The 20,110-nt window shown below is 70.2% G+C and carries 17 protein-coding genes and 2 tRNA genes; 7 read left to right on the top strand and 12 right to left on the bottom strand.

From position 1 onward, the window contains the following. Positions 1–78: 78 nt before the first annotated feature. From JK363_RS16010 to JK363_RS43805, 3 genes are read left to right on the top strand one after another with little or no spacing between them, the layout of a single operon-like run. On the top strand, positions 79–960 hold the full coding sequence (locus tag JK363_RS16010; RefSeq protein WP_201875566.1) for a hypothetical protein: 882 nt from the start codon (positions 79–81) through the stop codon (positions 958–960). Positions 961–989: 29 nt separating this feature from the next. Beyond that, positions 990–2,027 carry a hypothetical protein gene (locus tag JK363_RS16005; RefSeq protein ID WP_201875565.1) on the top strand — a complete coding sequence of 346 codons (1,038 nt, stop codon included), beginning with the start codon at positions 990–992 and terminating at the stop codon, positions 2,025–2,027. A gap of 29 nt (positions 2,028–2,056) precedes the next feature. Next, entirely contained in the window at positions 2,057–2,899 is an 843-nt protein-coding gene (locus tag JK363_RS43805; protein ID WP_201875564.1) for a hypothetical protein, read from the top strand. Between the two features lie 94 nt (positions 2,900–2,993). Here the strand turns inward: JK363_RS43805 and clpX are convergent, their stop codons facing one another. From clpX to JK363_RS15975, 5 genes are all read right to left on the bottom strand, one after another. Beyond that, on the bottom strand, positions 2,994–4,280 hold the full coding sequence (gene clpX, locus JK363_RS15995) for an ATP-dependent Clp protease ATP-binding subunit ClpX (RefSeq protein ID WP_201875563.1): 1,287 nt from the start codon (positions 4,278–4,280) through the stop codon (positions 2,994–2,996). A 179-nt stretch (positions 4,281–4,459) separates the two neighbouring features. After that, positions 4,460–5,116, bottom strand: a complete 657-nt coding sequence (locus tag JK363_RS15990) for an ATP-dependent Clp protease proteolytic subunit (RefSeq protein ID WP_176182974.1) — start codon at positions 5,114–5,116, stop codon at positions 4,460–4,462. Between the two features lie 61 nt (positions 5,117–5,177). Continuing rightward, on the bottom strand, positions 5,178–5,780 hold the full coding sequence (locus JK363_RS15985) for an ATP-dependent Clp protease proteolytic subunit (RefSeq protein ID WP_176187350.1): 603 nt from the start codon (positions 5,778–5,780) through the stop codon (positions 5,178–5,180). A gap of 304 nt (positions 5,781–6,084) precedes the next feature. After that, complete coding sequence (gene tig / locus JK363_RS15980; RefSeq protein WP_201875562.1) at positions 6,085–7,521, bottom strand: trigger factor; 1,437 nt, start codon at positions 7,519–7,521, stop codon at positions 6,085–6,087. 155 nt (positions 7,522–7,676) lie between these two features. Then, positions 7,677–7,753: transfer RNA gene (locus tag JK363_RS15975), tRNA-Pro, on the bottom strand. Between the two features lie 174 nt (positions 7,754–7,927). On the opposite strand from JK363_RS15975, the gene JK363_RS15970 reads away from it, so the two are divergent. Then, positions 7,928–8,001 (top strand) — tRNA-Gly (locus JK363_RS15970). Positions 8,002–8,143: 142 nt separating this feature from the next. On the opposite strand, the gene JK363_RS15965 is transcribed toward JK363_RS15970, so the two are convergent. After that, positions 8,144–8,338 carry a hypothetical protein gene (locus JK363_RS15965; protein WP_201875561.1) on the bottom strand — a complete coding sequence of 65 codons (195 nt, stop codon included), beginning with the start codon at positions 8,336–8,338 and terminating at the stop codon, positions 8,144–8,146. Between the two features lie 620 nt (positions 8,339–8,958). Between JK363_RS15965 and JK363_RS15960 the strand changes: the two genes are divergently transcribed. Next, positions 8,959–10,146: an acyltransferase family protein gene (locus JK363_RS15960; RefSeq protein ID WP_201875560.1), complete on the top strand. Its 1,188-nt coding sequence runs from the start codon at positions 8,959–8,961 to the stop codon at positions 10,144–10,146. A 73-nt stretch (positions 10,147–10,219) separates the two neighbouring features. Here the strand turns inward: JK363_RS15960 and JK363_RS15955 are convergent, their stop codons facing one another. The 3 genes from JK363_RS15955 to JK363_RS15945 all read right to left on the bottom strand — a co-directional run bounded on the left by JK363_RS15955 (position 10,220) and on the right by JK363_RS15945 (position 14,829). Continuing rightward, a complete protein-coding gene (locus JK363_RS15955) occupies positions 10,220–12,745 on the bottom strand; it encodes an ABC transporter permease (RefSeq protein ID WP_201875559.1) in 2,526 nt (841 codons plus the stop codon). Continuing rightward, entirely contained in the window at positions 12,742–13,563 is an 822-nt protein-coding gene (locus JK363_RS15950) for an ABC transporter ATP-binding protein (protein WP_201875558.1), read from the bottom strand. Before JK363_RS15950 ends, JK363_RS15955 begins: the two co-directional genes overlap by 4 nt. A 123-nt stretch (positions 13,564–13,686) precedes the next feature. Beyond that, positions 13,687–14,829 carry a PP2C family protein-serine/threonine phosphatase gene (locus tag JK363_RS15945; protein ID WP_201875557.1) on the bottom strand — a complete coding sequence of 381 codons (1,143 nt, stop codon included), beginning with the start codon at positions 14,827–14,829 and terminating at the stop codon, positions 13,687–13,689. Between the two features lie 128 nt (positions 14,830–14,957). On the opposite strand from JK363_RS15945, the gene JK363_RS15940 reads away from it, so the two are divergent. Next, positions 14,958–16,187 carry a GNAT family N-acetyltransferase gene (locus tag JK363_RS15940; protein ID WP_201875556.1) on the top strand — a complete coding sequence of 410 codons (1,230 nt, stop codon included), beginning with the start codon at positions 14,958–14,960 and terminating at the stop codon, positions 16,185–16,187. A gap of 17 nt (positions 16,188–16,204) precedes the next feature. Here JK363_RS15940 and JK363_RS15935 read toward each other — a convergent pair whose 3' ends face one another. Both JK363_RS15935 and JK363_RS15930 read right to left on the bottom strand, forming a co-directional pair. Beyond that, positions 16,205–17,014, bottom strand: coding sequence for an Fpg/Nei family DNA glycosylase (locus JK363_RS15935; RefSeq protein WP_201875555.1), 810 nt, complete (start codon positions 17,012–17,014; stop codon positions 16,205–16,207). Further along, on the bottom strand, positions 17,014–17,502 hold the full coding sequence (locus JK363_RS15930) for a ribose-5-phosphate isomerase (RefSeq protein WP_201875554.1): 489 nt from the start codon (positions 17,500–17,502) through the stop codon (positions 17,014–17,016). Before JK363_RS15930 ends, JK363_RS15935 begins: the two co-directional genes overlap by 1 nt. A gap of 182 nt (positions 17,503–17,684) precedes the next feature. Between JK363_RS15930 and JK363_RS15925 the strand changes: the two genes are divergently transcribed. Next, positions 17,685–19,154, top strand: a complete 1,470-nt coding sequence (locus JK363_RS15925; RefSeq protein ID WP_201875553.1) for an amino acid permease — start codon at positions 17,685–17,687, stop codon at positions 19,152–19,154. Between the two features lie 157 nt (positions 19,155–19,311). On the opposite strand, the gene JK363_RS15920 is transcribed toward JK363_RS15925, so the two are convergent. Then, entirely contained in the window at positions 19,312–19,935 is a 624-nt protein-coding gene (locus tag JK363_RS15920; protein WP_201875552.1) for a biotin transporter BioY, read from the bottom strand. Between the last annotated feature and the right edge of the window lie 175 nt (positions 19,936–20,110).

The following is a 20,110-nucleotide window of genomic DNA, read 5'->3' as shown; positions in this document are numbered from 1 at the left end:
TGGCCCCGGCGCCGAGCCATGGCAACGCGTCGGGAAGGATGTTCCGCACCTGTCATGCGCATCATGGAGAGAGGCACGATGAGCTATCAGCAACCGCCGCCGCAGCCCGGCCCCTACGGGGGTCAGCCAGGGCCGTACGGCGCCGGTCAGCCGCCTGTGCCCAATCCCTATGCCCAGCAGCCCGGCTACAGCCAGTCCCCGCAGGGAGGCTACGGACAGCCGAGCCCCTACAGCGCGCCGGGGCCGTACACACCGCCCCAGGCGCCCTACGGCCAGCCTCCGCAGCAGGGGGCGGGCTACTACGGCGGGCCGCCGCCCGCACCCGGCGGCCGCGGCAAGGGGCGGACGATCGGGCTCACGGTGGGGGCCCTGGTGGTCGTGGGCGGCCTGGCGGCGGGGGCCTTCGTGCTGTTCGGCGGGGACAGCGGTCCGTACAAGCTGACGACGCCCAAGACGGTCGCCGCGGAGTACCAGCGCCAGGGAGCCGGCACCGACGACAAGGATCTGTCGGCGGCGGGCAAAAAGGACCTCCAGAGCATTCCGGTCGTCAAGGATCCGCATCTGGTGGCCGCCGACTACCAGACGTCCGGCAAGAAGATGATGAAGTTCACCGGCGTCTGGGGCGAGGTGAGCGATCCCAAGCGGGGCGCGGACCTCGTACTCGCGGTCATCGTCAAAACCCTGCGGGACAACGGCACCGCCAAGGCCAACGGCTCGGCCCAGGAGTTCACTCCGGACGGCTTCGACGGGGACGTCCTGAAGTGCCAGTCGATGAAGTTCACATCCCAACAGGGATCCATGGAGGCGCCCGCGTGCGTCTGGGGCGATAAGAACACCCTGGGCGTCACGGTGATGGCGGACCCGGCTGCCGCGGTTCTGGGCGACAGCATGTCCCTGAAGGACGCCGCCGATGTGACGGCCAAGGTGCGCGAAGACGCACGCGTCGCGCGAGACAGCTAGCAACACCCAAGTTCAAACGAAGGACTGACATGAGCTACAACCAGCCGGGCCCCTACGGTCAGCAGCCGCAGACGCCGGGACCCTACGGGCAGGGCGGTGCCGCCGGCCAGCCCGGCTACGGCTACCCCCAGCAGGGCGGCTACGGGCAGCAGCCCCCGCAGCCGAACCCCTACGGGCAGCCCCAGGGCCAGCCGCAGGGCCAGCCGCAGCCGGGCTACGGCTACCCGCAGGCGCCGCAGCAGCCCGCCCCGCCGTACGGCCAGCCCCAGCAGCCGCCCTACGGGCAGCCGGGCATGCCGGGCCCGTACCAGCCCGGCCAGGACCCGAACAGCAAGAAGAAGAAGGGCATAGCCCTCGCCATCGGCGCGGTGGTCGTGGTGGCCGCGGTGATCGGCGGTGTGGTGCTGATGGGCGGCGGTGACGACGACAAGGGCGGCAACAACGCCAAGGGCGGCAACAAGGGCGGCAGCTCGAAGGTCGCCGACGACGGCAAGCGCTACAAGCTCACCACGCCCCAGACGGTGGCCACGGACTACACCAAGGAGCCCGGCTCCGAAGGGTCCGAGAAGCTGAGCGAGAGCGACAAGCAGGACTTCGCCACCTTTGGGGTCACCAACCCGGAGGGCACCGGCGCCAGTTACAAGTCGGGCTCCGGCATGGACCTCAAGGCCCTGGAGTTCAAGGGCGTCTGGGGCGAGGTGAAGGACCCCGCGGCGGTGGTCGACGGCGCGTTCGCCAAGATCGCCAAGGAGGCCACGGACGACCCGTCGGCCGGTGCCAGCGGCGCCAAGGCCGAACTGGTCGGCAGCCCCGAGGAGAAGTCCCCCAGCGGGCTCGACGACGCCGTGATGAAGTGCCAGAACGCCAAGTTCACGCCGGGTTCGGCCGGGACCAGCGGCGCCAAGCCGTTCACCATCCCGATCTGCATGTGGGGCGACCACAGCACCGTCGGCTACGTGGTCGTCTCCGACACGGCGTCCGCGGTGTCCGGCAGGGGCCTGTCGCTGGACGAGGCCGCCGAGATCGCAGCCAACGTCCGCAAGGACGTGCGTGTCGAGGTCAGTTAGCGAACCGGAAAGGGGAATTCCCAGCACCCATGAGCCACAACCAGCCACCGCCACCGCCCGGTCCTCCGCCCGGACCGTTCGGTGGCGGTCAGCCCAATCCGTACGGCGGGGGCCAGCAGCCGTCCGCGGAGCCCAATCCGTACGCCCAGTCCCCGTCCTACGGCTACCCCCAGCAGCCGCAGGCACCCCAGCAGGGGTACGGCTACCCCCAGCAGCCGGGACCCTATGGACAGCCGCCCTACCCGGGGCAACCCGCGCCCGGCGGAGGGCGCAACAAGACCAAGATCATCGCCATTACGGCCGCCGCGCTGGTGGTGACGGGCGCGATCGTCGCCGGAGCCCTGGTGCTCACCGGTGGCGAGGACAAGCCCAAGGCGATGAAGCTGGTCACCCCCAAGGAGCTCGACGACGGCGATTACAAGCTGGACAAGGGCACGACGGACCTCAAGAACGAGGGCACCAGCGTGCAGGACAGCATGCCCGACGGCGCGACCTCCGTCATGGCCCGCTACACGCAGGCCTCCGACGAGAACTCGGGGCTGGTCTTCTCCGGTATGTACGGCGAGATCAGCGATCCCAAGAAGGTCCAGGACTCGATGTTCAAGAGCTTCAAGGGCGGCGACAGCTCCCCGAGCGTCGAGCAGAAGCGGAAGAAGTTCCAGCCCAACGGCGCGGACGGCCCCGCCATCGAGTGCGAGGTGGTCAAGCTCTACGACCGTCTCTACGCCCCGGCCTGTGCCTGGGCGGAGAAGACCGACGCGGCGATGGTGCTGGACGTCGACGGCGAGCGCGAGAGCGCGTCCGACGTCGATGTGGAGGACTTCGCCAAGGTGACCGCCGGTATCTACAAGGACACCCGCAAGCCCGCCTGACGCGTCGCGGGGGCGCCCTCAGGCGCACACAAGAACAGGAAGAGGGCCCCGGGAAACCGGGGCCCTCTTCCTGCGTTCAGCGTTCAGCAGGCGGTCAGGCGCTCTTCTCGTGGCGCTCGCCCGGCTCGCTGCCGCGGGTGCGCGGGACCAGGGTCGGGTTGACGTTGGAGTGCACGACCTCTTCGGTGATGACGACCCGGGCGACGTCCTTGCGGGACGGCACCTCGTACATCGCCGACATCAGCACCTCTTCGATGATGGCGCGCAGTCCGCGCGCGCCGGTGCCGCGCAGGATCGCCTGGTCGGCGATGGCCTCCAGGGCGGGGCGGTCGAAGTCCAGCTCCACACCGTCGAGTTCGAACAGCCGCTGGTACTGCTTGACCAGTGCGTTCCGCGGCTCGACCAGGATCTGGAGCAGCGCCTCGCGGTCGAGGTTGTGGACGGAGGTGATGACCGGGAGACGGCCGATGAACTCCGGGATCATCCCGAACTTCACCAGGTCCTCCGGCATGACCTCCTGGAACTGGTCGCTGGCCTCGATCTCGCGCTTGGAGCGGATGGTGGCGCCGAAGCCGATGCCCTTGGCGCCCGCCCGCGACTCGATGATCTTCTCCAGACCGGCGAAGGCGCCGCCCACGATGAACAGCACGTTCGTGGTGTCGATCTGGATGAACTCCTGATGCGGATGTTTGCGGCCGCCCTGCGGCGGAACGGAGGCGGTGGTGCCCTCGAGGATCTTCAGCAGCGCCTGCTGGACGCCCTCACCGGAGACATCACGGGTGATCGAGGGGTTCTCGCTCTTACGGGCCACCTTGTCGATCTCGTCGATGTAGATGATGCCCGTCTCGGCCTTCTTGACGTCGTAGTCAGCGGCCTGGATCAGCTTCAGGAGGATGTTCTCCACGTCCTCGCCGACATAGCCCGCCTCGGTGAGCGCGGTGGCGTCGGCGATGGCGAAGGGGACGTTGAGCATCCGGGCGAGGGTCTGGGCCAGCAGCGTCTTGCCGGAGCCGGTGGGGCCGAGCAGCAGGATGTTGGACTTCGCCAACTCGATGCCGTCGTCGCGGTTGTGGCCGCCGTTCTCCCCCGCCTGCACCCGCTTGTAGTGGTTGTAGACGGCGACGGAGAGCGCCTTCTTGGCGGCCTCCTGGCCGACCACATAGCCCTCGAGGAACTCGTAGATCTCGCGCGGCTTGGGGAGTTCCTCCCAGCGCACCTCGGAGGTCTCGGCGAGCTCCTCCTCGATGATCTCGTTGCAGAGATCGATGCACTCATCGCAGATGTACACACCCGGGCCCGCGATGAGCTTCTTCACCTGCTTCTGGCTCTTCCCGCAGAACGAGCACTTGAGCAGGTCGCCGCCGTCACCGATGCGTGCCACGAGGTGCTTCCCCTTCGCCTTGGATCCGCTTTGCCCGGCGGACCCGGGTGCTTGCGCTGCGCTTTCTGCTTCTGTTACCGGGGACCGGCCCCAGCCCTCTATGACGGTACCTTGCCGAGCCCCCGGTTCGGGCCCCCCTTGGACCTACTCGGTCCAAGGGGGGCAATGTCACCGTTGCTTCACCCGAGGCCGACGGAGGTCTTGCGGGTCGAGACGATCTGGTCGATCAGACCGTACGACAGCGACTCCTCGGCGGTCAGGATCTTGTCCCGCTCGATGTCGTCGCGGATCTTCTCGATCGGCGTGGTGGAGTGCTTGGCCAGCATCTCCTCCAGCTGCGAGCGCATCCGCAGGATCTCGTTGGCCGCGATCTCCAGGTCGGAGACCTGGCCGCGGCCGGTCTCGCTGTAGGGCTGGTGGATCAGGATCCGGGCGTTGGGCAGCGCCATCCGCTTACCGGGGGTACCAGCGGCGAGCAGCACGGCGGCGGCGGACGCCGCCTGGCCCATGCAGACCGTCTGGATGTCGGGCTTGACGAACTGCATCGTGTCGTAGATGGCGGTCAGCGCGGTGAACGAGCCGCCGGGCGAGTTGATGTAGACCGAAATGTCGCGGTCCGGGTCCATCGACTCCAGGCACAGCAGCTGCGCCATGACGTCGTTGGCCGAGGCGTCGTCGATCTGCACGCCCAGGAAGATCACCCGCTCCTCGAAGAGCTTGGCGTACGGGTCGTACTCGCGGATGCCCTGGGAGGTGCGCTCGACGAAGCGCGGCACGACATAGCGGGATTCGGCCATCGGGCGGTCGTAGATGCCGCTGCCGGGAAAGTTGTTCATCTGGGTCTTCACCATCCTGTGGCGATCTGAGGGCTGGAGGTCGGCTACGGGACGGCGGGACTCAGGCCCCAGTGCCGCCCCCGCCCGGAACGCTGGAGGCGGACAGCATGACGTCGTCGACCAGGCCGTACTCCTTGGCCTCCTCGGCGGAGAACCAGCGGTCACGGTCCGAGTCGCGGGTGATCTGCTCCACGGTCTGGCCGGTGTGGAAGGCGGTCAGCTCCGCCATGCGCTTCTTGGTGTGCAGCAGCCGCTCTGCGTGGATCTTGATGTCCGAGGCCGAACCCGCCAGACCCGCGGAGGGCTGGTGGATCAGGATCTCGGCGTTCGGCAGCGCGAACCGCTTGCCCGGGGTCCCGGCACTCAGCAGGAACTGGCCCATCGAGGCGGCGAGGCCCATGGCGATGGTGACCACGTCGTTCTGGATGTACTGCATGGTGTCGTAGATCGCCATGCCGGCCGAGATCGAGCCGCCCGGAGAGTTGATGTAGAGGTAGATGTCCTTGTCCGGGTCGGCTGCCAGCAGAAGCAGCTGCGCCGTGATCTTGTTCGCGATGTCGTCGTCGACCGGCTGGCCGAGGAAGATGATCCGCTCGCCGAGCAGCCGGTTGTAGACCTGGTCGCCGAGGCCACCGATGGTCGGCTCGCCGGCGGCGGAAGGCATCGTATTCGTCACGTATCCACCTGCTCGTCTCTGACGGCGACTGGCCGTCTCAGCGTCTTCTTCTGGGCGCGGGGGACATGGCCGCCGGTGCGCCCCGGCGGGCTTGTGAGACTCCCCTGCCCTCGTATCTACGGACCCTAACGCGCTGGTCGGCGGCGGCCATCCCGCATCAGGAACTGTTCGCTCTGAGCGCATGTCCCACCGCGGCACCGGGCCGCGGGGGTACCGCTTCGCGGAACACGAACGGGCCCGGACGTGTGCATACGTTCGGGCCCGTTCGTACGGGCTGCGGAGCGGGCGAGGGTCAGCTCTCGGCCTTGTCCTGCTGGTCGCCCTCCGCCTGCGTGTCGTCGGCGGACGCCTCAGCGGCCTCGGCGGCCTCCTCGGAGCCCTCCTCGCCGGTGACCTCGACGGTCTCGCCGGTCTCGTCCTCGTCGTCCAGGTCGACGGTCTCGCCCTTGTCGTCGACGACCTTGGCGGCCTCGACCACTACGGCCAGCGCCTTGCCGCGGGCGACCTCACCCACGAGCATCGGCACCTGGCCGCCCTCGACCACGGCCTGGGCGAACTGGTCGGGGCTCATCCCGGAGGACTGCGCACGGCGCATCAGGTGCTCGGTGAGCTCCTCCTGGCCGACCGAGAGCTGCTCCTTGTTGACCAGCTCGTCCAGGACGAACTGGGTGCGGATGCCCTTCTCGGCCTGCTCCTTGAGCTCGGCGTCGAACTCCTCGGCGGTCTTGCCCTGCATCTGGAGGTAGGCGTCCAGGTTCAGGCCCATCTGGCCGAGCTGGTGGTGCTCCAGGTTGTGCTTGCGGGTGTTGATCTCGTCCTCGAGCAGCTTCTCGGGGATCGGGACCTCGGCCAGCTCCAGCAGGGCGTCCAGCACCTTCTCCTGGGCCTGGGTGGCCTGCTCGAACTTCTTGGTCCGCTCCAGGCGCTTGCGGCTGTCCGCGCGCAGCTCCTCGAGGGTGTCGAACTCGCTGGCCAGCTGAGCGAAGTCATCGTCCAGCTCGGGCAGCTCACGGGCCTTGACCTCGGAGACCTCGACCGTGACCTCGGCCTCCTTGCCCTGGGCGGAGCCGCCCTTGAGCTCGGAGGTGAAGGTGGCGGAGCCGCCGGCCTCCAGGCCGGTCACGGCCTCGTCGATGCCGTCCAGCAGCTCACCGGAGCCGATCGTGTAGCTGACGCCCTTGGCGACGCCGTCCTCCAGGACCTCGCCGTCGACCTTGGCCTCGAGGTCGATGACGACGACGTCGCCCTCGGCCGCGGCACGCTCGACGGCGGCGGTGGTGGCGAAGCGGTCGCGCAGCTGCTCGACCGACGTGTCGATGTCCTCGTCGGACACCTCGACGGAGTCGACGGTGACCTCGATGCCCGAGTAGTCCGGGATCTCGATCGTCGGCCGGATGTCGACCTCGGCGGTGAACGCCAGCAGCTCGTTGTCCTTGAGCTCGGTGATGTCCACCTCGGGCTGGCCGAGCGGGTTGAGCTCACCCTCGTTGACCGCTTCGGTGTAGAACTTCGGGAGCGCGTCGTTGACGGCCTCCTCCAGCACCGCGCCGCGGCCGAACCGCTGGTCGATAACGCGGGCCGGGATCTTGCCCTTACGGAACCCAGGCACCGTGACCTGCTGGTTGATCTTCTTGTACGCCGCGTCGAGGCTGGGCTTGAGCTCCTCGAAGGGCACCTCGACAGTGAGCCGAACCCGGGTCGGGTTCAGGTTCTCCACGGCGCTCTTCACGGTTCGGTCTCCTTGGGGCTGACGTGTGGTGTTCTGCTGCTTGCGCTGATGCGTCCGCAGCGGATCGCGCCCGGTAGAGATAAAGACACAGACGCGCAGCTTGCATAGTAACCGCACGGCTGACGCGCCCCACAATGCGATCTTGTCGCCTGTGCTGGTCGGGGTGGCCGGATTCGAACCGACGACCTTCCGCTCCCAAAGCGGACGCGCTACCAAGCTGCGCCACACCCCGTCGGTGCGACACGTAGGGTACATGGCCGCGGACGCCCTGGCCGCCGGTTATTCGACTGGTGGGCAAGGGTGTGCGGGAGAGCACCGGAACCCGCTACGATGCATGCCGTGCCGCGCTCCGGGCGATGATTCCCGGACGGCTGCCGTCCCGGCGTACCGGGCGGACGCGGCGCGCGCGGGCGTAGCTCAATGGTAGAGCCCCAGTCTTCCAAACTGGCTACGCGGGTTCGATTCCCGTCGCCCGCTCCACGGCCCTCGGCCCGGTTCCGGACATCTGTTCCGGACCGGGCCGTTGTGCGTTCCCACGGGTTTCCGGCGCCTGGTCCGGCGCTGGTTTCGCGCCGGTTTCACGCCAGGTTCACGCCGGTTTCGCGCGCCCCCGCGGGCGGGGTCAGAGGTCTATGTCACTGATGGCGTTCGCGACCGAGTCCAGGAAGTCCTGGATGTCCGGTGCGAGATCCGAGGAGGCGAGCAGGAAGCCGAAGAGGATCGCGACGAGGCCCGGCCCCCACTTGATCGAGCCATTGCGGATCATCAGCACCAGGACGATGCCGACCAGCAGCACCAATGACAGAGAAATGACCACAGCTGATCACGCATCCTCGGTCGCACATGTCTCTCCGGCCCCGGAAGCACGCGACCCCGCACACCCCCGCGGCCACCATCGTGCCACCAACTCCCGCCCCACAGCAGCGGGGTGAAGCGGCCAATGGCGGACGCCCCGCAGCTCACCCACCCCTCCGGTACCCGTCCGGTAATCCATCACACAAGTGGACACGGGTGATGCTGCCCACAATTCGAGGAGCCATCCGAACATCAATTTCAGACCCCATCGGATAGCCAACTCGATGACCCGGGCAATCAATTCGGAATTCTTTTGGCGGTCGCTCGGGAGGGTGACAAAGCATCAATGAATCAGACATTCCGCCAGAGCCTCCTGAGGGGCATATGCCCCATTTAAGAGGTATGAAGCATGACAGAACGGACACCAAGAGTGGCGAAATCGCCTACCTGGATCACTTTGTCGACTTGATCGCGGAAGGCCATCGACCGAGGTACGGAAGGTATTAGCCACAAAGAAGTGAACGAGGTTTTACGCAATACAGGTTTCGGCGCTATCGTGCCTCAGATGTTCCACGCTGCCATGACTCCCCCGCGCGCAGTGAGGTCCCGGACGGTTTCTCCCAGTTCCTGGTGGGAGGGCCTGTGACCAACTCCCTGCGCCCGCACGGCTATCAGCGGGCTCCCCTCCCTCCGGCCCAGGAGGCGGCGCCCACTTCCCCCGCCCCGCGGGACAACGAAGCAGGACACCGGGCGGCCCCGCCCGCCCCGAGCGCCTCGGCCGGACAGCAGCCGAAGCAGCGCGACGCGTTCTTCGACAACGCGAAGTACCTGGCGATCGTGTTCGTCGCGATGGCCCACTCCTGGGAACCGCTCACCGATCACAGCCGCATCGCGGAAGCGCTGTACATGACGGTGTACACCTTCCATATGCCGGCCTTCATCGTGATCTCCGGCTACTTCTCACGCAGCTTCGACATGCGGCCGGACCGGCTCAAGCGGCTGATCACCGGGATCGCCGTGCCGTACCTGATCTTCGAGGTGGCGTACACCTTCTTCAAGCGCTGGGCCGATGACGACCCCACCTACGACTTCAGCCTGCTGGACCCCTGGTACCTCACCTGGTTCCTGGTCGCGCTCTTCGTCTGGCGGCTGTCGACTCCCATCTGGAAGCTGGTGCGCTGGCCGATCCCGCTCTCGCTGGCGATCGCCACGCTCGCGTCGGTCTCCCCCGACATCGGTGACGACCTCGACCTCCAGCGGGTGCTCCAGTTCCTGCCGTTCTTCGTGCTGGGCCTGTGCATGAAGCCCGAGCACTTCCAGATGGTGCGGCGGAACTCGGTGCGCTGGCTGTCGCTGCCGATCGGTCTGTGCGCCCTGCTGTTCGCCTACTGGGCGGCCCCGCGGATGAGCTCGGCCTGGTTCTACCACCGCGACAGCGTCCAGGAGCTCGGCGCTCCGCCGTGGACCGGTCCGGTGATGACGCTCGCCCTCTTCGGCTGCTCGATCGTGCTGGTCAGCTGCTTCTTCGCCTGGGTGCCGCGGCGCCATATGTGGTTCACCGCACTGGGCGCCGGAACGCTCTACGGCTATCTGCTGCACGGCTTCCTCGCCAAGGGCTCCCGGTTCTGGGGCTGGTTCGACGAGTACGAGTGGCTGCACAAGCCGCTCGGCGAGATCACGGTCACGATCATCGCGGCGAGCGTGGTCACCGTGCTCTGCACACCGCCGGTACAGCGTGCCTTCCGCTTCGCGATGGAGCCGAAGATGGCGTGGGCCTTCAAGAAGGACCCCGCCGAGCTGGCCCGCAAGCGCACCACGACGGCGGCCTGAGGACCCCCACCCGGGAACGCGCGACGGGAACGATGAGGGCCGGAGCCACATGGCTCCGGCCCTCATCGTGTCCCTACAGGCCCCGGCGCTTCCGGCGCAGCGCCGCCCGCGCGGGCAGCCCCGTCGCCACCAGGCCGAGCGCCACGGCCGTGCCCGCGAAGGCGCCGTAGGTGAGCGGCGGGATGTACGGGCCCTCCCCGGTCAGCCCGCGGGTCATCGGGGTGAGCGTCGCCAGGGCGATGGCCGTGCCCAGGACGATGCCCGCGGTGGCCACCAGCAGGGCCTCCCAGCGCACCATCCCGAGGATCTGCCGACGGGTGGATCCGATCAGCCGCAGGGTGCTCAGCTCGCGGCGGCGGTCGAGCACCGTCATCACCAGGGTGTTGGCGGCGCCGACGGCGGCGAAGCCGCCGAGGACCGCGGCCATGGTGGTGTTGGCCCAGGCGTTGAGCTCGCGCTCCTCGTCCTGGGCGGCCGCGTAGCCGTCCCGGTCGGTGACCTGCGCGCCGATCCGGCCGAGGGCCGCCGCGACGGCCGCCCGGTCCGCGCCCGCGTCGTCCCGTACCAGCACCGTGCTGTCGAAGGACGCCGTCACATGGGCTGTCAGCGCCGCCCGGGGGAAGGTGACCCGGGCGAGGCCCAGACCCCGCCCATAGGTGGCGATCACCTTGGGCCGCACGGCGGTGCCGTCCGGGAGCCGCAGCCGCAGCCGGTCGCCGACCTCGACGCCCGCCGCCTCCGCCACGTTCGCGTCGACCGCCACCCGGCCCGCGCCGAGCTCGTCCAGCCGGCCGGTACGGAGGTCCAGATCCTGCACCGCCGCCAGGGCGCGGCCGCCGCCCGAGACGCCCTGGGCGGAGACGCCTTCCAGTGGACTGGCTCCGCCCGAGCCGGTCGGGACCAGGACGCCGGTGCGCAGGACGCCCACCGCCGCCGTGACGCCCCGGACGGACGCGGCCCGTTCGGCGGTGCCGGACGGGAGGCCGTCGGGTGCGGTGAGCACCTGGTCGGCGACGATGCCCGCCCGGGACTGCTCCGCCGTCACGTGGTCCTCGCTGGTGTGCAGGAAGACCAGGGTGGAGGAGAAGGCCATGGCCAGCACGATCGGGGTGATCGCGGAGGCGAGGCGGCCGGCGTTGGCCCGGGTGGTGGTGGACGCCAGATGGGCCGCGGCGGATCCCGCGCGCAGCGGCATCCCGATCAGCCAGGCGCACAGCCGGGCGATCTGCGGGCCGAGCAGCCCCACGGCGAGCATGAAGAGCATCACGACGCCGAGGGCGGCGTTGGCCGCGTCCTCACCGGTGGACGAGGCGGCGACCCCGGCGAGGACGAAGCCGCCGACGAGGGCGGCCAGGCCCAGTGGCGTACGGATCAGTCCGGGCCGCAGCCGTTCGACGGCCGCCTCGCCGAGGGCCTGGCCCGGTGTGATCCGCGCGGGGCGGCGGGCGGCCACCAGGCCCGCCAGGAGAGCGGTCAGCAGGCCCGCGCCGACGGCGATCGTCGGCGGCAGCCAGGAGAGCGCGAACTCCACCTCTTCGGGGACCGCCCCTTTGTCCTTGAGCTGTCCGAACCACCAGCGCGCCAGGGCGATTCCGGGCAGACAGCCGAGCGCGCCCGCGAGCGGTGCGACCAGCAGGGCCTCGGTGGCGATCGACCGGCGGATCTGGCGCGGGGTGGCGCCGATCGCGCGCAGCAGCGCGAATTCGCGGCGGCGCTGGCCGACGGAGAGGGCGACGGTGCCCGCGGCGGTGAAGACGGCGACGGCGGTGGCCACTCCGCCGAAGGAGCCGCCGAGGGCGATGAGCGTCTCCTTCGCCTCGGCGAGCGCGGGCTCCTCGACGTCGCCACGGCCGTCGCCGGTGTGGACGCCCGGTGCGTGGGCGGCGCCCCGGAAGGCCCGCTCCAGACGGTCGGCGAGCGTGTCGGCGGTGGTGCCCGGTCCGGGGCGGACGAGGATCGCGTCGACGTCACGGGGGTGGCCGCTGAGCGCCCCCGCCCGGCGGTCGGTGAACCAGGCGGCCGGACCCTCGTCCTCGGCGGAGTGCGCAGCGCCGGTGGTACGGGCGAGTCCGGACACCCGGAAGGTGTGGTCGCCGTCCGGTGCGGTCACGGTGATCCGCCCGCCCACGCCGGTGCCCGCGGCGCGGGCGGCGGCCTCGGTGAGCACCACCTCGCCGCCGCGCGGTGCGCTGCCGTTGGCCAGGGCGATACCGGTGAAGGGGGCCGCGCCCCAGCCATGGCCGGTCAGCCCGCCGTGGGCGGTGCGCAGCGGGAAGGTCAGATCGGGCGCCGCCGCGGCGGCGCCCGGGGTGCGGGCGGCGGTGGTGACGAGGGAGGCGTCGAGCCGGGCCCGGTCGGGAACCTGCTTGCTGTCGGCCACGTCCCCGCTGCCGTAGTCGACGTCTTGATCGGCGGTGGCCACGACGGGGGCGGCGGCGTAGCGCTCCGGCGGTACGGAGGCCCTCAGGCCGGTCTCCAGCAGGATCCCGCAGGCGGACACGATCACCGCGGCGAGCATCAGGGCGATGAAGGTGCCCGCGAAGGCGGACGGTTTGAACCGGACGGCGGCGCGGGCCAGTCCGTTGCTGAACGACCTCATCGGACCGGTCCCCCGGCCATGGCAGCGGCAGCGGCGGCGGGGACCCGGCCGGTGAGCCGGGTCATCCGCTCGGCGATGTCGGCTGCCGGGGAGCGGGGCAGCCGGTCGGCGATGGAGCCGTCGGCGAGGAAGAGCGTGTGGTCGGCGTAGCCGGCGGCCACCGGGTCGTGGGTGACCATGACGACGGTCGCGCCGAGCGCGTCCACGGCGTGCCGCAGCAGGACGAGCACCTCGGCGGCGGTGACGGTGTCCAGGGCGCCGGTCGGCTCGTCGGCGAAGACGACGTCAGGGCGGGTGACGAGGGCTCGGGCGATGGCCACGCGCTGTTGCTGGCCGCCGGAGAGCTGCCCGGGGCGGTGCTGGGAGTGCTCGTGCAGTCCGACTTGGGCGAGCACTTCGCGGGCCAGGCGGCGGTCGGGGCGGACGCCCGCGAGCCGCAGGGGGAGCAGCACGTTCTGCTCGACGGTGAGCGAAGGCAGCAGATTGAAGGCCTGGAAGACGAAGCCGAGGCGGCTGCGGCGCAGCGCGGTGAGCTTGTTCTCGCTCATGCCGGTGATCTCGGTGCCGCCCAGCCGTACGGATCCCGCGGTGGGCCGGTCGAGTCCCGCGGCGCACTGGAGGAACGTGGACTTGCCGGATCCGGACGGGCCCATCACGGCGGTGAAGCTGCCGCGCGGCAGCACAAGGTCGATCCCGCGCAAGGCGTGCACGGCGCCGCCACCGCGGCCGACGGCGTGGTCGCCGGTTCCGGCCGCGTCGTACTCGCCGGTGTGCTGCCCGCTGGTGTGATGCCCGCGTCGCCGCTCGCGCAGCCGCATGGTTTCCGCCTTCCGAGGAGTTCGCCCGATTCCCTCGAACGTACGGAGCGCGGAGCGGCCGCGGCCATGGCGGTTTCCGGTGTGTACGGGGTGGGGCTAACCCCCGGTGACCTGGGGGCCGTCCTACTCGCGGCAGATCAGCAGCAGCGCGCGGTCGTCGTTGACGTCCTTGGCCACCGTCTCGATCAGATGCCAGGCGGCACCCTGGAAGCCGGCGGAGACATAGCGGTCGGCCTCGCCGGTGAGGCGGTCGATGCCTTCGCTGATGTCCCGGTCGGCGGTCTCCACGAGGCCGTCGGTGAAGAGCATCAGGACGTCGCCGGGGCGGAGGGTGCCCTTGATGGGGTCGAACTGGGCACCGTCGTAGACGCCCAGGAGCGGGCCGTCGGCGGCCTTCTCCTCCCATTTGCCGGTGCCCGCGCTGAGTTGGAGGGCGGGGAGGTGTCCGGCGGAGAACAGCTCGAAGTCGCCGCTGTCGAGGTCGAGGACGAGGTGGACGGAGGTCGCGAAGCCCTCGTCCCAGTCCTGCCGGAGGAGATAGCCGTTGGCGGCGGGAAGGAAGCCGTGCGGCGGCAGGGAGCCGAGGAGGCCGCCGAAGGCGCCGGAGAGCAGCAGGGCGCGGGAGGCCGCGTCCATGCCCTTGCCGGAGACGTCGGTGAGGACGACCTCGAGGGTGCGCCCGCCGCCGGTGCGGGCGGCCACCACGAAGTCGCCGGAGAAGGACTGTCCGCCGGCCGGGCGCAGTGCCATCTCGCGGTGCCAGCCGCGCGGCAGTCCGGGCAGTTTGCTCTGTACGCGGATGCGCTCGCGCAGGTCGAACAGCATGGTGCCGCCGCGCCGCCAGGGCACCCCGACCCGGCTGCGGAACTGGGCGATCAGCAGGCCGAAGAAGCCGACGGCGGCGACGACCAGGATGGTGCCCGGGGTGACCCGGGAGGAGGCGTCCTCCTCGGTGTAGGGGCCGAGGACGGCGGACTCCACGATCAGGGCGGTGGCGGCGGCCGCGTAGAGGGCGAGCAGACTGGCGGGGCGCAGCAGCAGACCGCCCGCGACGATGGGCAGGACGAGCGCGGAGGGGGCGCACCAGTCGGGCTGGGCGATGGTGCCGCAGGCGATGGCGGGGACGCCGAGGAGCAGCACGGCCAGGGCCAGCCGGTCGGAGCCCTCACCGCGGAAATAGTCCACTCCGGCTTTGCGCACGGCTGTGCGAGCCCGGTGCAGTGCTCTGCGCACCCGGGCCATCGGGGTGTCCACGCCGCCTGTCATTGCACCGGGACCCTACCCACCCGTTTGGACGCGCGTCGATTCGTGGCGCGTCGAACCACCCGCGCAGGGGGGCAATCGTAAGCGAAATTCGTTCGCGTGTACGGGAAACTGCTGCTAGGGATAGGAATATGACGACTGCGCTACGCGTGCTCGATCCTGCGATTTGGGATGATTGGTACGGAAAGCTGCTCCTCGCATTCGGCGGAGTTCCCGAAGCGCCCGAGGAAATCGCGCTCTGGCGGGAGTTGACCGAATGCGAGCGGTCGATCGGGATGTGGGACGGCGAGGACCTCGTCGGTACCGCGGGTCTGTTCAGCTTCCGGATGACGGTTCCCGGCGGGGCGTCGGTGGCCGCGGCCGGTGTGACCATGGTCAGCGTGCAGCCGACCCACCGGCGGCGCGGAGTGCTGCGCTCCATGATGAGACGCCAGTTGGACGACATCCGCGCGGCGGGCGAGCCGCTGGCGGTGCTGACCGCATCGGAACCGGATATCTACGGCCGGTTCGGCTACGGCATCGCCACCCAGAACGCGTACGCGGAGATCGACACCGACCGGGTGCGGCTGTCCGTCCCCGACGGCACCGACGCGGTGACCCTGCGGGAGGTGGCCCCGGCCGACGGGGCCGCGGCCTGCGAGGCCGTCTACGCCCGGCTGGTGCCCACCCGGCCGGGCATGCTGGAGCGCCTCCCGGGCTGGGAGCGGCTGCCGGTGCTCGACCCGCCGGGTGAGCGCGAGGGGGCGTCCCCGCTGCGCTGTGTGCTGGCCGAGTCGGACGGCGAGGTCACCGGGTACGCGCGGTTCGCCGTCAAGGCGGACTGGGACCTGGCCGGGCCCAAGGGCATGGTCCTGCTGCGCGATCTGGACGCCCTGGACCCGGCCTCCTGTGCGGCGCTGTGGCGCTTCCTGTTCGAGATCGACCTGACCTCGGTCATCCGCACCGAAGGCCGTCCGGTCGACGACCCCTGGCAGCACCTGGTCTCGGACATCCGGCGGTGCCAGGTGCGGCTGAAGGACCGGCTGCACGTACGGCTGGTGGAGGTGGGCGCGGCGCTGGAGGCACGGGCGTACACCGCGCCGCTGGATGTCGTGCTGGAGGTGACCGACCCCTTCTGCCCCTGGAACGAGGGGCGCTGGCGGCTGACCGGCGACGCCAAGGGCGCCTCGTGCGCCCGCACCTCCGACGCCCCCGATCTCCGTCTCGGCGTACGGGAGTTGGGCGCGGCCTACCTCGGCGGGGTGTCGCTGGACGCCCTGGCGGGCGCGGGCCGGGTGCGGGAGGCGCGCGAAGGGGCCCTGGAGGCGGCGTCGGCCGCTTTCCTGAGCACCCGGGCCCCCTGGCTCCCGCACGGCTTCTGAGGCGGCCGACGGGGCGTTCAAGCCCGCTGACAGCCGGGGCACCAGAAGAGATTGCGGGCGGCGAGGTCGGCGGTGCGGACCTCGCCGCCGCAGATGTGGCAGGGCTGCCCGGCGCGGCGGTAGACGTACACCTCGCCGCCGTGGTCGTCCACGCGCGGCGGGCGGCCCATCGCCTCGGGGGTGTGCTCGGGCCGGACGGTGTCGATCCGGTTGTTCCGTACGCCCTCGCGCATCAGCTCCGCCAGATCCGCCCACATCGCGTCCCACTCGGCGCGGGTGAGCCCGCGGCCGGGGCGGTACGGGTCGATGCCGTGCCGGAACAGCACCTCGGCGCGGTACACATTGCCCACCCCGGAGACGATCTTCTGGTCCATCAGCAGGGCGGCGACGCTGACCCGGCTGCGGGAGATCCGGTCCCAGGCGCGCTCGCCGTCGTCCTCCGGGCGCAGCGGGTCGGGGCCGAGCCGGTCGTGCACCGCCCGCTTCTCGTCCTCGGTGATCAGCGCACAGGCGGTCGGGCCGCGCAGATCCGCGTAAGCCCCGGAGTTGGCCAGCCGCAGCCGGACGGTGTCGGTGGGCGGCGGGGCGGGGGCCGGGCCGAAGCCGTACTTCCCGAAGAGGCCGAGATGGACATGGACCCAGCCGGTGCCGGCGAAGTCCAGGAAGAGGTGTTTGCCGTGGGCCTCGGCGTGGTGCAGCGGCTGTCCGTCGATCAGGGCGGCGCCATCGGCGAACTTGCCCTGGGGGCTGCTGGCCCGGACGGCCCGGCCGCCGAACCGCTCGAGGTGGTCGGCGGCCAGCCGGTGGATGGTGTGCCCTTCGGGCATCAGGCGTGGTCGGGGTGGTGGGCCGGGATCGGGGGCAGTTCGCCGGTGGTCTCGTACGCGGAGAGCATCTCGATCCGCCGGGTGTGACGCTCCTCACCCGAGTACGGGGTGTTGAGGAAGATCTCGACGAACTTGGTCGCCTCTTCCTCCGTGTGCATCCGGGCGCCCACGCTGATCACATTGGCGTTGTTGTGCTCGCGACCGAGCGCGGCGGTCTGCTCACTCCACGCGAGAGCGGCCCTGACCCCCTTGACCTTGTTGGCAGCGATCTGTTCACCATTGCCGGATCCGCCGATCACGACGCCGAGGCTGTCGGGGTCGGCGGCGGTCCGCTCAGCGGCACGCAGACAGAACGGCGGGTAGTCGTCCTGGGCGTCGTAGATGTGCGGGCCGCAGTCGACGGGCTCGTGCCCGCCCGCCTTGAGCCACTCCACGAGGTGGTTCTTGAGGTCGTAACCGGCATGGTCGGAACCGAGGTACACGCGCATGTCCTGAGTGTGACACGCCCGTGCAGCCCCTGCCGCGCCGGGTGGACGACCACAAAAACCTCGCCTAAACCAAGGAACCTCATGGAAAGCTCAGGTAACAATCTGGAATCAAAGGTTCTTCAATCCGTCTTCCTGAGATTCACTGGCGTCGCTCGTAACCCGAGAGCAAAGGAATCGAGTCCATGAGCGCACAACCCGCGACCAGCGCGGAGCAGCAGAGGCCCGGCGACACCGGCCCCGGCTCCCCCGACGGCCTGAAGGCCGGACTCAAGAACCGACATCTGTCGATGATCGCCATTGGCGGTGTGATCGGCGCCGGCCTGTTCGTGGGCTCCAGCGCGGGTATCGCCAAGGCGGGACCCGGCATTCTGATCTCGTACGCCCTGGTCGGCCTGATGGTCGTCATGGTGATGCGGATGCTCGGCGAGATGGCCGCCGCCAACCCCACCTCCGGTTCCTTCTCCGCCTATGCGGACCGGGCGCTCGGCCGCTGGGCGGGCTTCTCCATCGGCTGGCTGTACTGGTTCTTCTGGGTCGTGGTGCTGGCCGTCGAGGCGACCGCGGGCGCGGTGATCCTCGAGGGCTGGGTACCGGCCGTTCCGCAGTGGGCCTGGGCACTGATCGTGATGATCGTGCTCACCGCCACCAACCTGGTCTCGGTCGCCTCCTACGGTGAGTTCGAGTTCTGGTTCGCGGGCATCAAGGTCGTCGCCATCGCGGCGTTCATCGTGATCGGCGGACTGGCCGTGTTCGGCATCCTGCCGGGCTCGGACAACCCGGGGAACGGCCTGGCCCATCTGACCGACCACAGTGGCTTCCTGCCGAACGGGCCGGGGGCGATCCTCAGCGGTGTGCTGCTGGTCGTCTTCTCCTTCATGGGCAGCGAGATCGTCACCCTGGCCGCCGGTGAGTCCGAGGACCCGCAGCGGGCCGTCACCAAGGCCACCAACAGCGTGATCTGGCGTATCGCGGTCTTCTACCTGGGCTCGATCTTCGTGGTCGTCACGCTGCTGCCCTGGGACTCCAAGGCGATCGCCGACAAGGGCTCCTACGTGGCCGCGCTGGAATCCATCGGCATCCCGCACGCCGGCCAGGTCATGAACGTCATCGTGCTGACCGCCGTGCTCTCCTGCCTCAACTCCGGCCTCTACACCGCCTCCCGGATGGCCTTCTCGCTCGGCCAGCGCTCCGACGCCCCGGCCGCGTTCGCCCGGACCAACTCCCGCGGTGTGCCGCAGACCGCGATTCTCGGCTCGGTCGTCTTCGGCTTCATCGCCGTCTGGTTCAACTACCAGTGGCCGGACACGGTCTTCGACTTCCTGCTGAACTCCTCGGGTGCCGTCGCGCTCTTCGTCTGGCTGGTCATCTGCTTCACCCAGCTGCGGATGCGCGGGATCATCCTGCGCGAGAACCCGGAGAAGCTGGTCGTCCGGATGTGGCTGTTCCCGTACCTGACCTGGGCGACCATCGCGATGATCTCGTTCGTGCTGGTCTACATGCTCACCGACAAGGACGGGCGCGAGCAGGTCATCCTCTCCGCGCTGGTGGCCGCACTGGTGGTCGCCTTCGCCCTGGTCCGCGACAAGCTGTCGCCCCAGCGGCAGCAGGTGGACGGCGCCGAGAGCCGCGCCAAGGAGTCCGTGGCCCCGTAAGCCGCCTCCCGGTCCACCGGGACTTCGGGTGCCTACGAGCCGTGCCACACGGACCGGGGCCCGCACCAGCGGATGGTACGGGCCCCGGCTCCGTTATGCGGCTCCTGTGCCCCGTGGGGTGCCGCACGACCCCGCGAACGCCGCGGGGCGTACCGGCTCAGCCCCGGCGGCCCACCAGCTTCCAGGCGGCGGGCAGCGCCCCCATCGCCAGCGCCGCCTTCAGGGCGTCCCCGATGAGGAACGGGGTCAGCCCGACGGCGACCGCCTGGGCGAGCGAGATGTCGGCGGCCAGCGCCAGGTAGGGGACGCCCACCGCGTAGATGATCGCGGAGCCGACCGCCATGGTGCCCGCGGTGCGCAGCACCCCGCGGTCGCCGCCGCGCCGGGCCAGGGCGCCCACGACGGTCGCGGCGAGCAGCATGCCCAGCACATAGCCGAAGGACGGGGCGGCGGCGCCGGAGCTGCCCTCGGCGAACCACGGCATGCCCGCCATACCGGCCACGGCGTACAGCAGCAGGGACGCGAAACCGCGCCCCGCGCCCAGCGAGGTGCCCACCAGCAGGGCGGCGAAGGTCTGGCCGGTCACCGGCACCGGCGAGCCGGGGACCGGCACCGACAGCTGTGCGGCCAGCCCGGTGAGCGCGGCGCCGCCGAGCACCAGCGCGGCGTCACGGGCCAGGGCGCGCCGGTCGGGGAGACCGGCCGCACGGGCGGGGCGGGCGGGGAAGACCACGTCCGCGAGGACCGTACCGGTCGAGGCGGCGGGCGAAGCGGTGCTCATCAGCGAAGCTCCCAGGTGAGAGGTGGTGCAGAGGTGATGGACAACAAGCCGACGCTAACCCGGCGCGACCGCCCCGATCACCGTCGGTTGACCACAAAGGGCGGACCCCGCGCTTGGCGGCTTCCGGCAGAGCGCCGCGATACGGAGCGTCACCGAGGCGTCCGGTATCCAGACA

The organism is Streptomyces coffeae, from assembly GCF_016741875.1.
In the GTDB taxonomy this organism is placed as follows: Bacteria; Actinomycetota; Actinomycetes; order Streptomycetales; family Streptomycetaceae; genus Streptomyces; species Streptomyces coffeae.
This window is presented reverse-complemented; position numbering and strand designations above follow the sequence as displayed.